Annotated in this window: 12 protein-coding genes; 8 read left to right on the top strand and 4 right to left on the bottom strand. The window is 56.1% G+C overall.

The window, feature by feature from the left end; genetic code table 11:
• Window positions 1-60 precede the first annotated feature (60 nt).
• On the bottom strand, window positions 61-1,314 hold the full coding sequence (locus tag CRN80_RS00320; RefSeq protein ID WP_098949273.1) for a PrpF domain-containing protein: 1,254 nt from the start codon (window positions 1,312-1,314) through the stop codon (window positions 61-63).
• Between the two features lie 507 nt (window positions 1,315-1,821).
• Here CRN80_RS00320 and CRN80_RS00315 point away from each other — a divergent pair.
• The 4 genes from CRN80_RS00315 (at window position 1,822) to CRN80_RS00300 (ending at window position 6,962) form a co-directional block, all read left to right on the top strand.
• A complete protein-coding gene (locus CRN80_RS00315) occupies window positions 1,822-2,340 on the top strand; it encodes a fimbrial protein (RefSeq protein WP_098949272.1) in 519 nt (172 codons plus the stop codon).
• 103 nt (window positions 2,341-2,443) lie between these two features.
• Window positions 2,444-3,124: a molecular chaperone gene (locus CRN80_RS00310; protein ID WP_032893191.1), complete on the top strand. Its 681-nt coding sequence runs from the start codon at window positions 2,444-2,446 to the stop codon at window positions 3,122-3,124.
• Between the two features lie 49 nt (window positions 3,125-3,173).
• A complete protein-coding gene (locus tag CRN80_RS00305; RefSeq protein WP_256588631.1) occupies window positions 3,174-5,810 on the top strand; it encodes a fimbria/pilus outer membrane usher protein in 2,637 nt (878 codons plus the stop codon).
• Window positions 5,811-5,942: 132 nt separating this feature from the next.
• Window positions 5,943-6,962, top strand: coding sequence for a fimbrial protein (locus CRN80_RS00300; RefSeq protein ID WP_169918670.1), 1,020 nt, complete (start codon window positions 5,943-5,945; stop codon window positions 6,960-6,962).
• 159 nt (window positions 6,963-7,121) lie between these two features.
• On the opposite strand, the gene dapC is transcribed toward CRN80_RS00300, so the two are convergent.
• The 3 genes from dapC to map form a co-directional block, all read right to left on the bottom strand.
• On the bottom strand, window positions 7,122-8,321 hold the full coding sequence (dapC, locus tag CRN80_RS00295; protein WP_078802626.1) for a succinyldiaminopimelate transaminase: 1,200 nt from the start codon (window positions 8,319-8,321) through the stop codon (window positions 7,122-7,124).
• Window positions 8,322-8,483: 162 nt separating this feature from the next.
• Complete coding sequence (locus tag CRN80_RS00290) at window positions 8,484-11,186, bottom strand: [protein-PII] uridylyltransferase (RefSeq protein ID WP_098949270.1); 2,703 nt, start codon at window positions 11,184-11,186, stop codon at window positions 8,484-8,486.
• Between the two features lie 64 nt (window positions 11,187-11,250).
• The gene (gene map / locus CRN80_RS00285; protein WP_003189156.1) at window positions 11,251-12,033 is read right to left on the bottom strand and encodes a type I methionyl aminopeptidase; all 783 of its coding nucleotides are present in this window, start codon (window positions 12,031-12,033) and stop codon (window positions 11,251-11,253) included.
• A gap of 387 nt (window positions 12,034-12,420) precedes the next feature.
• Between map and rpsB the strand changes: the two genes are divergently transcribed.
• From rpsB to frr, 4 genes are all read left to right on the top strand, one after another.
• Window positions 12,421-13,158, top strand: a complete 738-nt coding sequence (gene rpsB / locus CRN80_RS00280; RefSeq protein ID WP_003189158.1) for a 30S ribosomal protein S2 — start codon at window positions 12,421-12,423, stop codon at window positions 13,156-13,158.
• 191 nt (window positions 13,159-13,349) lie between these two features.
• Window positions 13,350-14,213 carry a translation elongation factor Ts gene (gene tsf, locus CRN80_RS00275; RefSeq protein WP_003189160.1) on the top strand — a complete coding sequence of 288 codons (864 nt, stop codon included), beginning with the start codon at window positions 13,350-13,352 and terminating at the stop codon, window positions 14,211-14,213.
• Between the two features lie 211 nt (window positions 14,214-14,424).
• Complete coding sequence (gene pyrH / locus CRN80_RS00270) at window positions 14,425-15,168, top strand: UMP kinase (protein WP_003189161.1); 744 nt, start codon at window positions 14,425-14,427, stop codon at window positions 15,166-15,168.
• Window positions 15,165-15,722, top strand: coding sequence for a ribosome recycling factor (frr, locus tag CRN80_RS00265; RefSeq protein WP_003189163.1), 558 nt, complete (start codon window positions 15,165-15,167; stop codon window positions 15,720-15,722). The genes pyrH and frr overlap by 4 nt, the downstream gene beginning before the upstream one ends.
• The last annotated feature ends 14 nt before the right edge of the window (window positions 15,723-15,736 follow it).

The following is a 15,736-nucleotide window of genomic DNA, read 5'->3' as shown; positions in this document are numbered from 1 at the left end:
CCATCGGCATGAGTGCCTTAGATAACCGGCTGCCGCGATCAGGTGTTATCCGTCGAGTGCTCAAGCGCCCACCGACTCCGCAGCAGCGACTGCCATGGCAGCGGCTAGCTGCGCAGATGCCCTGGGGATGGGAACATAGCCACGCATCAGAATTTGTGCGCTCCTTCTGTATGCAGCTGCCCGAATATCAAGCGTGTTGTCATTGACCTTTGCACTGACGGTGGTATCCAACTTGCCAGCAGGGTTCTCGATACTCACGTCGATGTCTGAATAGGAAGCTGTTGGGTTGCTTATACCAACGGCCACCTCATGCGCGGTCGACCCTGGAAGCAAGCAGGCGGCAGCAAGACAGCAGCCACCGGAAACAGCCATCGAAGCGTGGGCTGTCTGAGGTGTGAAATACCGCACCGCTATATGGCCACCATGACGCGGGGCTCCCACGATGCAAACTTTGGGAATGGTTTCGCTACGTTCCATCTGCGCAACGCTCATGAGTTCACCCTCTGGGCCACGAAGCTGCATCTTGATGCCAGCCTCAATCCAGACTTGCCGTAGCGTGGTCATGAACACGGTGTCGGCCTCAAGTTCTGAAATCGTTTCATGGCCCGTTTTGCCAAAGCTGGCGGCATCGGCTATCACCATAGGCACCGCGACATCCACGCACGAGACCTTGTGCCCTGCGATAGTGTCGACGACTTGGCCTGTGGGCAGCAGCGTGCCCGTCTTGTTGCCCACCGGAGACTGAAGAAACAAATCAACGCGGGGAAACGCGCCTGCTACCCCTGGTATTTCGGCGTTCACGAATCGGCCTGAGGCATCGCGTGACATCCGTGCAACAGTGAGGACGCCTGTATTGGTGTTCTTTATTTCGACCTCAATGTTTCCAGTGGCGGGCGCCTGGATCAGTCCAGTGTCGATAGCCCATAGCAGCAGAGAAGAAGACATATTGCCGCAGTTCACGCTCCAGTCTATATCGCTATGGTCACTGGCCAACTGGGCGAGGGTGCTGACGATCTGCCGTCCAGTCGGAGCGTCCTCAATGCGTGCCAAAAACACTTTGTTACTGGTGGCTGGTCCCCTTCCGAGCCCGGTTATCTGACGATTTCCGGGCTGATCTCCTGCAAGAGGGACTCCCATGAGGTGGCGTAACAGCTCTTCTCGCAACAATTTGTCGTTTGGTAGCAAAGGCTCCCATATCACTACGCCTGTTGACGTGCCGCCCCTCATGTAATGCACGGGTAATTCCATCACACCTGAGTGGATACGGGTATGAAACCCACCTTGATTGACGGGTAGCGTTGGGGATTTGAGCATCGAGAACTCCATGACTATTACGGCGTGCGTGATTGACCGGTTGCCATCCGAGGGCCCATGGTCAGATCGGTTCCCCCGTCCATTATCCTCAATAGGTACGCCAACCTCACCAAGGTTGCAGCGAGAGCGCTGCCCTGTCATCCAGTCGTTGGCACGAGATCAGGTAGGGCGATGGTTCAGGCCTGCAGCCTATCCTTAAATCAAAATTCGAGGCGGCAAATAGGTAAGCGTTGTCGGTTTTTATTTGTTTTTGAGACAAGTCTTGTTTTCGACGCAATGCTGCGAGCCTACTCTAGAACTACATTAGCTCATCGCGTACTTGTCTTGATAAATGTGTTTGTTCGTTACGGTGATCCTGGAACGGACCGTCAAGTAGTAAGTGAGAGCTAATGTAAGTCAATATCGTGTGCTCCTCCATATTAAGAGCCAGGAATGTATAGGCCAAAAAAGGGTGCCTGTCTCCTGAGCTAAGCAAGCCATCTATAAAGTCTATAAAGGGATATCGCAATGAAAAAAAGTTTAATTGCTGGGGTGTTTGTTGCAAGTTCGGCATTTGTAGGTGCAGCCAATGCTTTTGACGGTACCATCAACTTTACCGGTACGATAACTGGAGCCTCCTGCAACGTCACGGCGGACGGTGGTACTACAACACCAGTCGATTTAGGTACCGTTAGTTCAAAAGCCCTTTCGACAATTGGGGAGACGGCTTCGCGCGCTCCACTCCAAATAGTGCTCAGCGCATGCCCTGCCGCGTTGACTAGCGCTGTGGTGAAATTCGACGGAAAGTCCGACGCCGCCGATAATACTTTGTTGGCTTTGACAACTGGCGGTGCAACGGGTGTCGCGGTCGGGTTGTATGAAGAAGATGGCAATACGAAAATCCCGCTGGGGAGTGATTCGATCAGCAAGCCGCTTGTGGCTGACGCTGAGACTGAGTTCAACTTCGTTGCCAAATACGTTGCTACGGGGCCAGTGGTTGAGGGGGCCGCGAACGCTGTCGCTCAATTCACGGTTGTTTACAACTAAGTCAAAGATAGGGCATTAAGCCAGCTTAATGCCCTGCGTGGCTGTTTGATCCATTTATCCCCTAGTCATGTGGATAGTTAATGCCATCAAGGATACCTCATCAATGCATTGGCTGAAGTCTGTGTGTGTCGCTAGCTGCTTGCTGGTTGTTAGCCAAGTTTCCTGGGCGGGCGTCGTGGTAGGCGGAACACGTGTCGTCTATGACGGTTCGAAAAAAGAAGCGTCTATTTCCGTCAATAATGCGGAAGCCACCAAGCCTTACCTCATTCAATCCTGGGTAGAGGAAGTATCGTCCACGGGGACCCGCAAGGCACCTTTCATCATTACGCCGCCGCTGTTTCGTCTGGATGCTGGACAGGAAAATGTGCTGCGTATTATCCGCGCAGGTGGCCAGTTCCCTGAAAACAAGGAGTCGGTGTTCTGGATTAATATAAAGTCGATTCCCTCTTCGGATAAAAGTGTAACTAACCAATTGCAAATTGCCGTGAAAACTCGGATTAAATTGTTTTATCGTCCAGCGGGCTTGTCGGGCAATGCCGCTGATGCCTATAAAATGTTGAAGTTTACTCGCAGCGGCAACCAGTTACTGGTTGGAAATCCAACGCCTTACCATGTTTCTTTTTATAAGGTAAGCGTGGGAGGGCAGGAAATTAAAAACCCTGGCATGATTGCCCCGCAAAGTTCACTGAACCTCACGTTACCAGCGGGCGCCATCGGTGCAGCAAGTTGGCAAGCTATTAATGACTTCGGTGGCATCTCTCTACCCGCTACCTCACCTCTTTGAGTAAGTCATTCGCGCTGCCCGCCATTTAATTTGACTATCGATCTGCTGAATGAACGACCCGGCAATCAGTGAAGAGCTGTGCGTGCTTGAGTGTTGGGAGGAGATGACTATGAAAAAATATCATCGGAACAGGACGATGACGCAGAATAAAAGTGATCATTTCCGTATTTTCACACCCACCCGCCTGGCAATGTCGATAGTGACCGCTTTGTTCATTGGCATGGTGCTACGGCCGGCCTCGACAATGGCGCAGGACTACTTCGACCCTCAAGCCCTGGAACTGAATACGCTCGATCAAGATGCCATCGATCTTGAGCGCTTTTCTAGCCAAGGCGGCCAGTTACCCGGCACGTATCGTGTAGATATCTACCTTAACGACACGCGTATCACACAGCGAGATGTGAACTTTGTCGAGGTTGATGGTGCCTTGCAACCCGAAGTGACACCACAGCAACTGCAAGAGATGGGTGTGAAACTGGATGCTTTTCCGACCTTGGAACAATTGCCAGCCTCGCAGTCGATCAGCCGCCTGAACGACTATATTCCAGATGCCAGTAGCCGATTCACCTTTGCCCAACAACGGGTGGACATCAGCATTCCTCAGGCAGCACTCACCAGCGAGGCCCGGGGTTACGTAGACCCGCGTTCCTGGGACCAAGGGCTGACTGCCGGGCTGTTGAATTACAGTTTCACAGGCGCCAATACTGCACGCGACAACCACTCGGGTACCGACGACAGCTATTACTTGAACTTGCGAAGCGGTGTGAATTTCGGCGAGTGGCGGCTACGCAATTATTCTGCCTATAACGAAAGTAATGGCGACAGTAACTGGGAGAACGTCAATACCTATGCGCAGAGGGATATTCAGTCGCTAAAAGGCCAACTGACGCTGGGCGACAGCTCCACTCCCGGCGATGTTTTTAACAGTGTGCAATATCGCGGGGCGCAGCTGGCATCGGATGACAACATGTTTCCCGATAGTCTTAAAGGCTTTGCGCCGGTCGTGCGAGGGATTGCACAAAGTAATGCTCAAATCACTGTAAGACAGAACGGCTATATCATTTACCAGACGTATGTACCTCCGGGGGCGTTCACCATTACCGATCTGTACCCCACCTCGTCCAGCGGTGATATGGAAGTCATCATCCGTGAAGCCGATGGTACCGAACGTCGCTCTGTCCAGCCTTTCTCCGCAGTACCGGTCATGTTGCGTGAGGGGCGGCTGAAGTACTCAGCGACATTAGGCCAATACCGTTCGACTGCCGACCAAAGTAGCAAACCGGTGTTTGCTCAGGGTACGTTGATTTATGGTTTGCCCTACGCAATCACGCTGTACGGCGGTCTGTTGGGTTCCGCAGACTATGCAGCCACAAGCTTGGGTGTCGGCCATGGGTTTGGGGATTGGGGTTCGATTTCTGTCGATGTCACCCAGGCCAAGACTCAACTGCGCAACGGCTCGCGCGATAGCGGCCAATCCTACCGCTTTCAATATTCCAAGGATATTGCGACCACGGGCACCAGTTTTACGCTGGCGGGGTATCGTTACTCCACCAGCGGTTACTATGACTTCCAGGAAGCCAATGAAATTGATCCTGACAATTTCAATAACTGGCGAGGAACCTATAACAAGCGCAGTAAGGCACAGGTCAATATTTCCCAGTCACTGGGTGACTACGGTAATTTTTACGTCAATGGTTATCAGCAGGACTTCTGGGGGCATAAGGGGTACGAACGCACTGTGAGCGCAGGTTATAACACCAGTTATAACGGCGTGACCTATGGGCTGGATTACTCCTTCACTCAGGCACCTGTGTATGAAGGGCGTGACAGCAAGGACCAACAATTGTCGTTCTATATTCAGGTGCCATTGGACGAGGTGATGCCCAATAGTTGGGCGCGCTACAACGTCAATACCAGTAAACAGGGTAACACCGTACAGGATGTCAGCCTGAGCGGCACCGCGCTGGCGGACAATAACCTGAGCTACAACGTGCAGCAGGGTTATGCAACCCAGGGCGCCGGCGCGAGCGGCAGCGCCGACGCCAACTATAAGGGCACCTACGGTGAAGCCAAGGCAGGCTTCAACTACGACCGCACCTCGCAACAGGTGAATTATGGGGTGGAGGGTGGGGTTGTGGTTCATCCGTATGGCGTTACGTTCTCCCAACAGCAAGGAGAGACGATGGCCCTTGTTCGTGCACCGGGTGCCTCGGATGTCAAAGTTCAGAACAACACGGGGGTGAGCACCGACTGGCGTGGTTATGCAGTAGTGCCGTATATCAGCACTTATCGCAAGAATCGGATCGCCCTCGACAGCCAAACGTTGCCTGACGATATCGACTTGCAAACCAATACCAAAACAGTCATCCCGACAAAAGGGGCGATTGTATTGGCTGATTTCCAGACTCGAGTGGGTAGCCGAGTGCTGCTCACCCTTACTTACCTTGGCAAGCCGGTACCCTTCGGTGCCAGTGCCACAGTGGTGGAAAACACCACGACTTCGCCCAATACCGGCATCGTTGGCCTTGAGGGTGAGTTATATCTGAGTGGAGTACCGGAGAAGGGCGAGTTGCAAGTGCAGTGGGGCGAGGACGCCATCCAGCAATGCAAGGTCAATTTCAACTTGCCCGTCGCACCACCGGATACAATCACAACAGTACGAATTTTGAAAGGTGCTTGCACATAAAGTGAGTTGTTTATTTGGATAATGACGCTAAATGTAAGCACTGACACTGTATAAATTATCTTGTATGCCATGGAAACTTGCGATCCTGCATTCCGTTTATTTCCATTAGGCATCTGCGCTGGGGTAGAGAAAATGAGCCTGAGTTTTAATGATAAAATCTTGACGCGTAAGCCAGTGCAAGTAATGGGTCTTCGCGTGCTTTTAACGCTGGCTGTTTTTAGTGTTTTTAGCACAGAGAAGTCTTGGGCGACGTGCTCGGCCCCTTCCGGGACTTTAAACTTTCCAAACCCTCTCGCGGTTCAACGTGACGCGCCGGTGGGGGCTGTCATAGCTACCGCAACATTAAAAACAACGATAACATGCAATGCGAGCGGCAATGATCCTGGCTGGGCGTGGAACGTTTATCCATCCTCTAGAAATGTCGATTACGGTGCCTCATCAATAACGAATGTACGGCTTACCAACGTACCTGGTATAGGTATTCGCTGGAGTAACCATAGCGATAACACTGGAACTACGTCGATCTGGTCAAGAAAGAGCCTGAATGATGGCACCGGTCATCGTGGTATTCCCTCTATAGGTAATTCCGTTTTTACAGATACTTTTGAATTGATTAAGCTCGGCGCGGTATCCTCGACCAAATCCCCCAGCTGGGTGCTAGATTACGACTACAAAAATAGGAGCAACGTTGGAAAGGGGAAACTTTACAGCACTACAGCGACGAGTCGGGATATGCAGGTTGTCGCCTGCTCCGTCATGCAGGCCTCAATTCCTATTAACATGGGAGCCGTCAAAATCGCTGAGTTTTCGGGAGTGGGCAGCACAGTGAGGGAAAAGCCTATTGAAATTCCACTCGACTGCGACGCTAAGACCAAAGTAAACGTGACGTTGGACGGCGTTCGGCATAGTTCCGGAGCGGCCGGTGTCTTGGCGCTGAGCCCATCTGCTTCTCAAGTAGTCGCGACCGGCGTGGGGTTGCAATTGCTCTATAACAATAAGGCGGTCATTTTCGGTACACCTATTGCGGCAGGCGTTGCGAGTAACGACGGCGCATACACCATTCCTTTGGTTGCACGTTATTATCAAACCGCCAATACCATCACCGAAGGCCAAGCCAACAGTACCGCAACATTCACGATGAGTTATCAATAGTTGTGCTTGGTAGACGCTCGGGTGGCCGTGTCAGGTAGACGGTCGAGTTGGAGTGCTCAGAGAGCAGCTGGTTTGGCGGTAGTGGGATTTGTTCTCGCTCAATGGTAGGCAGAGTACGTCAGTCATGGCCGCTCCCACCGTCTGGGAGCGGCCTGACCCTTAACGGCGACGCTGGATAAAGTCGCGAATCCTTTCCGCCGCTTCCACACATTCCGCCAACGGCGCCACCAACGCCAGGCGCACACGCCCCGCGCCAGGGTTGAAGCCGTCCACTTCCCGCGACAGGTAAGAGCCCGGCACCACTGTCACATGTTCTTCCACGAACAAATCCCGGCAAAAAGCAGCGTCGTCACCTTGCACATTCGGCCACAGGTAAAAGCCGCCATCGGGGCTTTGCACGTCCAGCACCGGCTTGAGGATCGCCAGCACGGCGTCGAACTTTTCACGGTACAGGTCACGGTTGGCCAGTACGTGGGCCTCGTCCTGCCAGGCGGCGATGCTTGCAAGCTGGGTTTGCACGGGCATCGCGCAGCCGTGGTAGGTGCGGTACAGCAAAAAGGCCTTGAGGATCTCGGCGTCGCCGGCCACAAAGCCTGAGCGCAGGCCTGGCAGGTTGGAGCGCTTGGACAGGCTGTGGAACACCACGCAACGCTTGAAGTCCTGGCGGCCCAGCTCGACGCAGGCGCTGAGCAGGCCCGGCGGCGGGGTTTGCTCGTCGAAGTACAGCTCGCTGTAGCACTCGTCGGCGGCGATGACGAAGTCGTATTCATCGGCCAGGGCGATGAGTTTTTTCAGGGTGTCCACCGGGATCAGCGCGCCGGTCGGGTTGCCGGGGGAGCACAGGAACAGGATCTGGCAACGTTTCCAGATATCCGGGGAGACGGCATCGAAGTCCGGGTTGAAGCCATTACTGTCCAGGCACGGCAGGTAATGCGGCTTGGCCCCGGCCAGGAACGCAGCGCCTTCATAGATCTGGTAGAACGGGTTGGGGCTCACCACCAGCGCGTCGTCGCCACGGTTGACCACGGTCTGGGTGAAGGCAAACAGCGCCTCGCGCGTACCGTTGACCGGCAGGATGTTGCGCGCCGGGTCCAGCCAGCCCTTGGGCACGTTGAAGCGGCGCTCGCACCAGGCGCCGATGGCTTCGCGCAGTGCCGCAATACCCAAGGTGGTGGGGTACACCGCCATTTGATCGAGGTTATTGCTCAAGGCCTCGGCAACGAAGGCCGGCGACTTGTGCTTGGGCTCGCCGATGGACAGGGCGATGGGGCGCTTGTCCGGGTTCGGCGTCACGCTGCCGAGCAGGGCGCGCAGTTTCTCGAAGGGGTAGGGCTGCAACTGGTTAAGGGCGTTGTTCATTGCAAATCTCGTTCAATTCGTATGTGGGCATGCGGCCTGCCGGGCAAAGCAGAGCCAAGTGTGGGAGCGGGCTTGCTCGCGAAAGCGGCGTGTCAGTCGATGCAGCTGCAGCAGGTACACCGCTTTCGCGAGCAAGCCCGCTCCCACAGGTAATCGGTATTTTCAGATTGTTAGCCGCGTCAGCTCGACGCCGGGTTCCTGGCTCACGCTCAATTGCTCCACGATCGCCGCTTGTAAACGCAGGCACAGCTCTGGGTCGGACAGTGGCTGGTTGTCGGCGTCGGTGATAAAGAACACGTCTTCCACGCGCTCGCCCAGGGTCGCAATTTTGGCGTTCTGCAACGACAGATCGAACTCCAGGAAAATCCCGCCGATGCGTGCCAGCAGGCCCGGGCGATCCGGTGCGCTGAGTTCCAGCACCGTCACTGGTCGCTGGGCGTCGTTGGAAATGGTCACCTGGGGCGCAAAGGCAAAGTGCTTGAGCTGGCGCGGCACCCGGCGCTGGATGATGGTGGGGTAGTCGTCGGGGTTGCGCAGGGCTTCGGTGAGGCCCTCGCGGATCTTTTTCACCCGCGCCGGGTTGTCGCCAATCGAGTCACCGTCGGTGTCGAGCACGATGTAGGTGTCGAGGGTGAACTGGCTGCTGGAGGTGATGACCCGGGCGTCATGGATGTTCAGGTTGAGCTGGTCCATGGCCGCCACGGTCACGGCGAAGAAGTCGTGCTGGTCGGGCGCGTAGATGAAGATCTGCGTGCCGCCTTCGAATTCGCGCTGGGTGGTTTCCTTGATCAAGACCAGTGGGCCGCCATCGGCGGGCTGCTGCAGGATCGCGTCACTGTGCCAGGCCACGTCGCCGGCGGTGTGGCGCAGGAAGTAATCGTCACCCAGTTGTGACCACAGTTGCTCGACGTCGTCCGGGTCATTACCGCCGCGCACCAAGATATCCAGGGCTGCGCTTTGGGTGCGGCGGATCTGTTCTTCGCGGTCCACCGGGTTCTCCAGGCCACGGCGCAGGGCGCGCTTGGTCTCGGTGTACAGTTGGCGCAACAGGCTGGCGCGCCAGGAGTTCCACAGCGTCGGGTTGGTGGCGTTGATGTCGGAAACAGTCAGCACATACAGGTAATCCAGACGGGTCTCGTCGCCGACGATGCCGGCAAAGTCGTGGATTACCTGCGGGTCGGACAAGTCTTTGCGCTGGGCCGTGGTCGACATCACCAGGTGGTTCTGCACCAGCCAGACAATCAGGCGGCTGTCCCACAGCGGCAACTGGTGGCGCTGGCAGAAGGCTTCGGCATCCACCGCGCCGATCTCCGAGTGGTCGCCATGCCGGCCCTTGCCGATGTCGTGATACAGGCCGGCCAGGTAAATCAGCTCGGGCTTGGGCAGCTTGGCCATCAGCTTACTGGCCAGCGGGAATTTCTCTGACACCTGGGTGTACTGCAACTTACGCAGGTGTTTGATCAGGTTCAGGGTGTGGGCATCGACGGTGTAGATGTGGAACAGGTCGTGCTGCATCTGCCCGACGATAAAACCGAACTCCGGTAGGTAGCGCCCGAGAATGCCGTAACGGTTCATGCGCCGCAGGTTGCGGTGGATGCCGATGCGGCACTTGAACAACTCGATAAACAGGCTGGTATTGCGGATATCGTTGCGAAAGTCATCGTCGATCAGGTGACGGTTTTCCCGCAGCAGGCGGATGGTGTCGGCGCGCACGCCTTTGATCTCAGGCTGCTGGGCCATCAACACGAAGATTTCCAGCATGGCGAACGGCGTGCGGCGGAACACGTTGTCGTTGCGCGCTTCGATATAGCCGTCGTGCAGTTGGAAGCGCGCATTGATCGGCTGGGGCGGTGCTTCGTCTTCAGGGGCCAGGATTACTTCTTCGAAGTGCTGGATGATCAGGTCGCTGAGCTGGGCAATGCTCATGACCACCCGGTAGTACTGCTGCATAAAGCTTTCGATGCTGGTCTTCGCGTCTTCGCCTTCAAAGCCCAGAAGGGTAGCGATAGAGCGCTGGTGATCGAAGAGCAGGCGGTCTTCGGAACGACCGGCCAGCATGTGCAGGGCGTAGCGCACCTTCCACAGGAATTCCTGGGACGAGGCCAGCAGGGAATTTTCGCTCTCCACCAGAAAGCCTTCGCCGGCCAGGGCGCGCAGGTTCAGCGTGCCGTATTGACGGCGCGCCACCCACAAGATTGTCTGGATATCCCGCAGCCCACCGGGTGAGCCTTTGACGTTGGGTTCCAGGTTGTATTCGGTGTCGTTGTACTTGTGGTGCCGGGCTTTTTGCTCGGCGCGCTTGGCCAGGAAAAAGTCTTTGCTTGGCCACATGTGTGCGGTACTGGTGACTTCGAGCATGCGCTGGCGCAGGCGCTCCGGGCCACAGATGGTGCGGCTTTCCATCAGGTTGGTGACCACCGTCAGATCGGCACGGGCCTCTTCGGCGCATTCGTCCACCGAGCGTACGCTCTGGCCGACTTCCAGGCCGATGTCCCACAGCAACGTCAGAAAGCGCTCGATGGAATCGCGAAAGATCTCGTGATCGGCCTGGTCCAGCAGGATCAGCAGGTCGATGTCGGAGTAGGGGTGCAGTTCGCCGCGACCATAGCCGCCGACCGCCACCAGGGCGATATCGGCGTCGAAACTCCAGTTGAACTGCTCCCAGGCCTTTTGCAGGATGTTATCGACGAACCAGGCGCGGTCTTCGATCAGGCGGCGAATGTCCCGGCCACTGCGAAAGCGCGTATCGAGCACCTCGCGGGCTTGGCGGATAGCCTTCTTGAAGGCCGCGATGGGGCTTGCCTTCAATGCCAGCTCGGCCTGGAACTGGCCACGGTCGAAGAGTTCGGGATCCACCTGGGGCATCGATCGGCTTTCCTTTCTATCTATCAGTCAGTCACAACACGCTGTGGGAAAACCTGGGCAACCTTCAGGCCGAAACGCGTGGGATGGTGTCGTCGGCGCGCAGGGTGAAGATCTCGTAGCCAGTGTCGGTGACCAGCAAGGTGTGTTCCCACTGGGCCGAGAGCTTGCGGTCCTTGGTGATGGCGGTCCAGCCGTCGCCCAGCACCTTGGTGTCGGCCTTGCCCTGATTGATCATCGGTTCGATGGTGAAGGTCATGCCGGCCTTGAGTTCCATGCCGGTGCCGGCGCGGCCGTAGTGCAGGATCTGCGGCTCTTCGTGGAACACTTTGCCGATACCGTGGCCGCAGAATTCGCGCACCACCGAGAAGCCGTTCTTTTCCGCGTGCTTCTGGATCACTTCACCGATGTCGCCCAGGCGGCAGCCAGGCTTGACGATCTCGATGGCCTTGTACATGCATTCCTGGGTGACCTGGGACAGGCGCTCGGCCCACACCGGTACATTGCCGACGTGGAACATGCGGCTGGTGTCGCCGTGGTAGCCGTCCTTGATCACTGTGACGTCGATGTTCAGGGTGTCGCCGTCCTTCAGTGGTTTGTCACCGGGAATGCCGTGGCACACCACATGGTTGATCGAGGTGCAGATCGACTTGGGGAAGCCTTTGTAATTGAGCGGGGCAGGGATGGCTTTTTGCACGTCGACTATATAGTCGTGGCAAATGCGGTCCAGCGCTTCGGTGGTGACGCCGGGCTTGACGTGTTCGGCGATCATTTCCAGCACGTCGGCAGCCAGTTTGCCGGCAACGCGCATGCCTGCGATGTCTTCGGCGGTTTTCAAGGTAACGGTCATACAGGCTCTCTCTAGCGCGACGCGCTGAAATCAATACGGTTCACGGGGGCGCGACAAAGGGTTACAGCATTCGCGCAAGTCCCAAAAAACGCGATTCTAACAGACGATGCTGGCAAATCATGCGCATGTGGTGATCGCTTCTCTCTATGAGGTAGAGGCATGTTGGCTGTATTCAAGGGCTTACGCAAAGACGACGACCGGCAAGTGTGATTGCGGGTTTCGTTTTTGCCGACGCTGTGGTATAAAATGCGCCGCTTTCCGGGGATACCCCGCAAAGCTTAAATCCACACACGTGTCGACACGATGACCTGGGTGCCGGAGGCCTTGATGCCGCTGGTTGGTCATTGGGATACGTGGAGGCCAAACCCGACTTATTAAGGAACTATCATGTCCCAAGTCAACATGCGCGATATGCTGAAGGCCGGTGTGCACTTCGGTCACCAGACCCGTTACTGGAACCCGAAAATGGGTAAGTACATTTTCGGCGCGCGTAACAAGATTCACATTATCAACCTTGAAAAAACCCTGCCAATGTTCAACGAAGCGCTGACTTTCGTAGAGCGTCTGGCCCAGGGCAAAAACAAGATCCTGTTCGTCGGCACCAAGCGTTCCGCTGGCAAGATCGTTGCTGAAGAAGCAGCACGTTGCGGTTCGCCGTACGTCGACCACCGCTGGTTGGGCGGCATGCTGACCAACTTCAAAACCATCCGTGCTTCCATCAAGCGTCTGCGTGACCTTGAAGTGCAAGCCGAAGACGGTACTTTCGCCAAGCTGACCAAGAAAGAAGCGCTGATGCGCTCCCGTGACCTGGAAAAGCTCGATCGTTCCCTGGGTGGTATCAAGGACATGGGCGGTCTGCCTGACGCACTGTTCGTTATCGACGTTGATCACGAGCGCATCGCGATCACCGAAGCCAACAAGCTGGGCATCCCGGTTATCGGCGTAGTCGATACCAACAGCAGCCCGGAAGGCGTTGACTACATCATCCCAGGCAACGATGACGCAATCCGCGCTATCCAGCTGTACATGGGTTCGATGGCTGACGCTGTAATCCGTGGTCGCAACCACGTTGCTGGTGGTACCGAGCAGTTCGTTGAAGAAGCTCCGGTAGCTGCCGCTGAGTAATTGACGCCCTGGCGTTGACTCAGTAAGCAAAAAGGGGGCTTGGCCCCCTTTTTGCCACCTCGAAAACCATTTGTCGGCAGCGCAGCTACATCATTTGTAACGTGCAGCGGCCTACAACGGAGATTCGGGAAGAATTGATCGCCCGTTTGATCGGGTGGAATGGTTGAAAACCTATCCAAGAGGATTTTGAAATGGCAGAGATTACTGCAGCGTTGGTTAAAGAACTGCGTGAGCGTACCGGCGAAGGCATGATGGATTGCAAAAAGGCCTTGACCAAGGCCGGCGGCGACATCGAAAAAGCCATTGATGACATGCGTGCTTCCGGCGCCATCAAGGCTGCCAAGAAAGCAGGCAACGTGGCTGCTGAAGGCGCTATCGCTCTGAAAGAAGACGGCAAATCCGCCGTTCTGCTGGAAGTGAACTCCCAGACCGACTTCCTGGCTCTGCAGGACGACTTCAAGGCATTCGTAGCTGCCAGCGTTGAAAAAGCGTTCGCCGAGAAAATGACTGACGCCGCTCCGCTGATCGAAGCTCAAGAAGCTGATCGCCTGGTACTGGTCGGCAAGGTTGGCGAAAACGTCAACATCCGTCGCCTGGTTCGCGTTGAAGGTGATGTGGTTGGTGGTTACCTGCACGGCAACAAGATCGGTGTTGCAGTTGTTCTCAAAGGCGGCGACGTTGAGCTGGCTAAAGACATCGCAATGCACGTTGCTGCAAGCAACCCTGAGTTCCTGCTGCCTTCGGAAGTGTCTGCCGACGCAATCGAACGTGAAAAAGCTGTGTTCCTGAGCCTCAACGCCGACAAGATCGCCGGCAAGCCAGAGAACATCGTTGAAAACATGATCAAAGGCCGCATCAGCAAGTTCCTGGCTGAAGCAAGCCTGGTTGAGCAGGCGTTCGTCAAGAACCCTGAAATCAAGGTTGGCGAACTGGCCAAGAAAGCCGGTGCTGAAATCGTTTCCTTCACTTACTTCAAAGTAGGCGAAGGCATCGAGAAGCCGGTCGACAACTTCGCTGAAGAAGTTGCTGCCCAGCTGGCTGCCGCCAAGCAATAAGACAGTTCCAAACTGTCGCCGAAAGAGGCTGCCCGCTCACGCGCGCAGCCTCTTTTCAAATGGGAAGGCCAATTTTATTTGGTTTCCTCTCGGAACTGGCTTACAAAGCCGTGTTCCGATGGCGCTGTGACAGCGTCCAGCTAGAGTGAACGCAAGCCGTAAACGGCTCGCCAAGAATTTTTTAAAAAATACGCCGCAGGAGAGATTCGCAATGGCTCAGCAGGGCAGTGGTTATCAGGCTCGCTATAAACGCATTCTACTCAAGCTCAGCGGCGAGGCCCTGATGGGCTCGGAAGAGTTCGGGATCGACCCCAAGGTGCTTGACCGCATGGCGCTGGAAGTCGGCCAGTTGGTCGGTATCGGCGTGCAGGTCGGCCTGGTGATTGGTGGTGGCAACCTGTTCCGCGGTGCGGCGCTGAGTGCTGCCGGTATGGACCGGGTTACCGGCGACCACATGGGCATGCTGGCCACTGTGATGAACGCCCTGGCCATGCGCGACGCCCTGGAGCGTGCCAACATCTCGGCCATCGTGATGTCGGCTATTTCCATGGTTGGCGTGACCGATCACTATGATCGCCGCAAAGCCATGCGCCACCTCAACTCCAAGGAAGTGGTGATCTTTGCCGCCGGCACCGGTAACCCGTTCTTCACCACCGACTCGGCCGCATGCCTGCGTGCCATCGAAATCGATGCCGACGTGGTGCTGAAGGCGACCAAGGTGGATGGCGTATACACTGCAGACCCATTCAAAGACCCGCATGCCGAGAAGTTCGATCATCTGACCTACGATGAAGTACTGGATCGCAAGCTGGGTGTCATGGACCTGACCGCTATCTGCCTGTGCCGCGACCACAAGATGCCGCTGCGCGTATTTAACATGAACAAGCCCGGCGCCCTGCTGAATATCGTACACGGCGGCGCAGAAGGGACTCTGATCGAGGAAGGCCAACAATGATCAACGAAATCAAGAAAGACGCCCAGGCGCGTATGCAAAAATCCCTGGAATCCTTGAGCCACGCCTTTGGCCAGATCCGTACTGGCAAGGCCCACCCAAGCATCCTGGGCAGCGTGATGGTGCCTTACTACGGTTCTGACACCCCGCTGAGCGGTGTGGCCAACGTGACCGTGAAGGACTCGCGTACCCTGCAAGTTGTTGCCTTCGAGCGCAACATGCTCGCTGCCGTCGACAAAGCTATCCAGAGCGCTGGCCTGAACCTCAACCCGACCAACCTGGGCGAGTTGCTGCTGATCTCCATGCCTGCCCTGACCGAAGAAACCCGCAAGGGCTTCACCAAGCAGGCGCGCAGTGCCGCTGAAGATGCGCGCGTTGCCGTGCGTAACATCCGCCGCGATGCGTTGGGCGACCTGAAGAAGCTGGTCAAGGACAAGGAAATCAGCGAAGACGAAGAGCGCCGTGCCGTCGCTGATATCGACAAGCTGACCAAGGACGCCGAAGCCCAGATCACCAAGGCGACCGAAGAAAAAGAAAAGGACCTGATGGCCGTATAAGGGGTCAGGACGCC

Origin of the sequence: Pseudomonas sp. FDAARGOS_380 (assembly GCF_002591235.1) — a bacterium.
In the GTDB taxonomy this organism is placed as follows: Bacteria; Pseudomonadota; Gammaproteobacteria; order Pseudomonadales; family Pseudomonadaceae; genus Aquipseudomonas; species Aquipseudomonas salmasensis.
This window is presented reverse-complemented; position numbering and strand designations above follow the sequence as displayed.

Bases quoted from the DNA above. Each gene is read 5' to 3' on its own strand.
- CRN80_RS00320 (WP_098949273.1), bottom strand. From the start codon at position 1,314: ATGCTCAAATCCCCAACGCTACCCGTCAATCAAGGTGGGTTTCATACC.
- CRN80_RS00315 (WP_098949272.1), top strand. From the start codon at position 1,822: ATGAAAAAAAGTTTAATTGCTGGGGTGTTTGTTGCAAGTTCGGCATTT.
- CRN80_RS00310 (WP_032893191.1), top strand. From the start codon at position 2,444: ATGCATTGGCTGAAGTCTGTGTGTGTCGCTAGCTGCTTGCTGGTTGTT.
- CRN80_RS00305 (WP_256588631.1), top strand. From the start codon at position 3,174: ATGAACGACCCGGCAATCAGTGAAGAGCTGTGCGTGCTTGAGTGTTGG.
- CRN80_RS00300 (WP_169918670.1), top strand. From the start codon at position 5,943: ATGAGCCTGAGTTTTAATGATAAAATCTTGACGCGTAAGCCAGTGCAA.
- dapC (WP_078802626.1), bottom strand. From the start codon at position 8,321: ATGAACAACGCCCTTAACCAGTTGCAGCCCTACCCCTTCGAGAAACTG.
- CRN80_RS00290 (WP_098949270.1), bottom strand. From the start codon at position 11,186: ATGCCCCAGGTGGATCCCGAACTCTTCGACCGTGGCCAGTTCCAGGCC.
- map (WP_003189156.1), bottom strand. From the start codon at position 12,033: ATGACCGTTACCTTGAAAACCGCCGAAGACATCGCAGGCATGCGCGTT.
- rpsB (WP_003189158.1), top strand. From the start codon at position 12,421: ATGTCCCAAGTCAACATGCGCGATATGCTGAAGGCCGGTGTGCACTTC.
- tsf (WP_003189160.1), top strand. From the start codon at position 13,350: ATGGCAGAGATTACTGCAGCGTTGGTTAAAGAACTGCGTGAGCGTACC.
- pyrH (WP_003189161.1), top strand. From the start codon at position 14,425: ATGGCTCAGCAGGGCAGTGGTTATCAGGCTCGCTATAAACGCATTCTA.
- frr (WP_003189163.1), top strand. From the start codon at position 15,165: ATGATCAACGAAATCAAGAAAGACGCCCAGGCGCGTATGCAAAAATCC.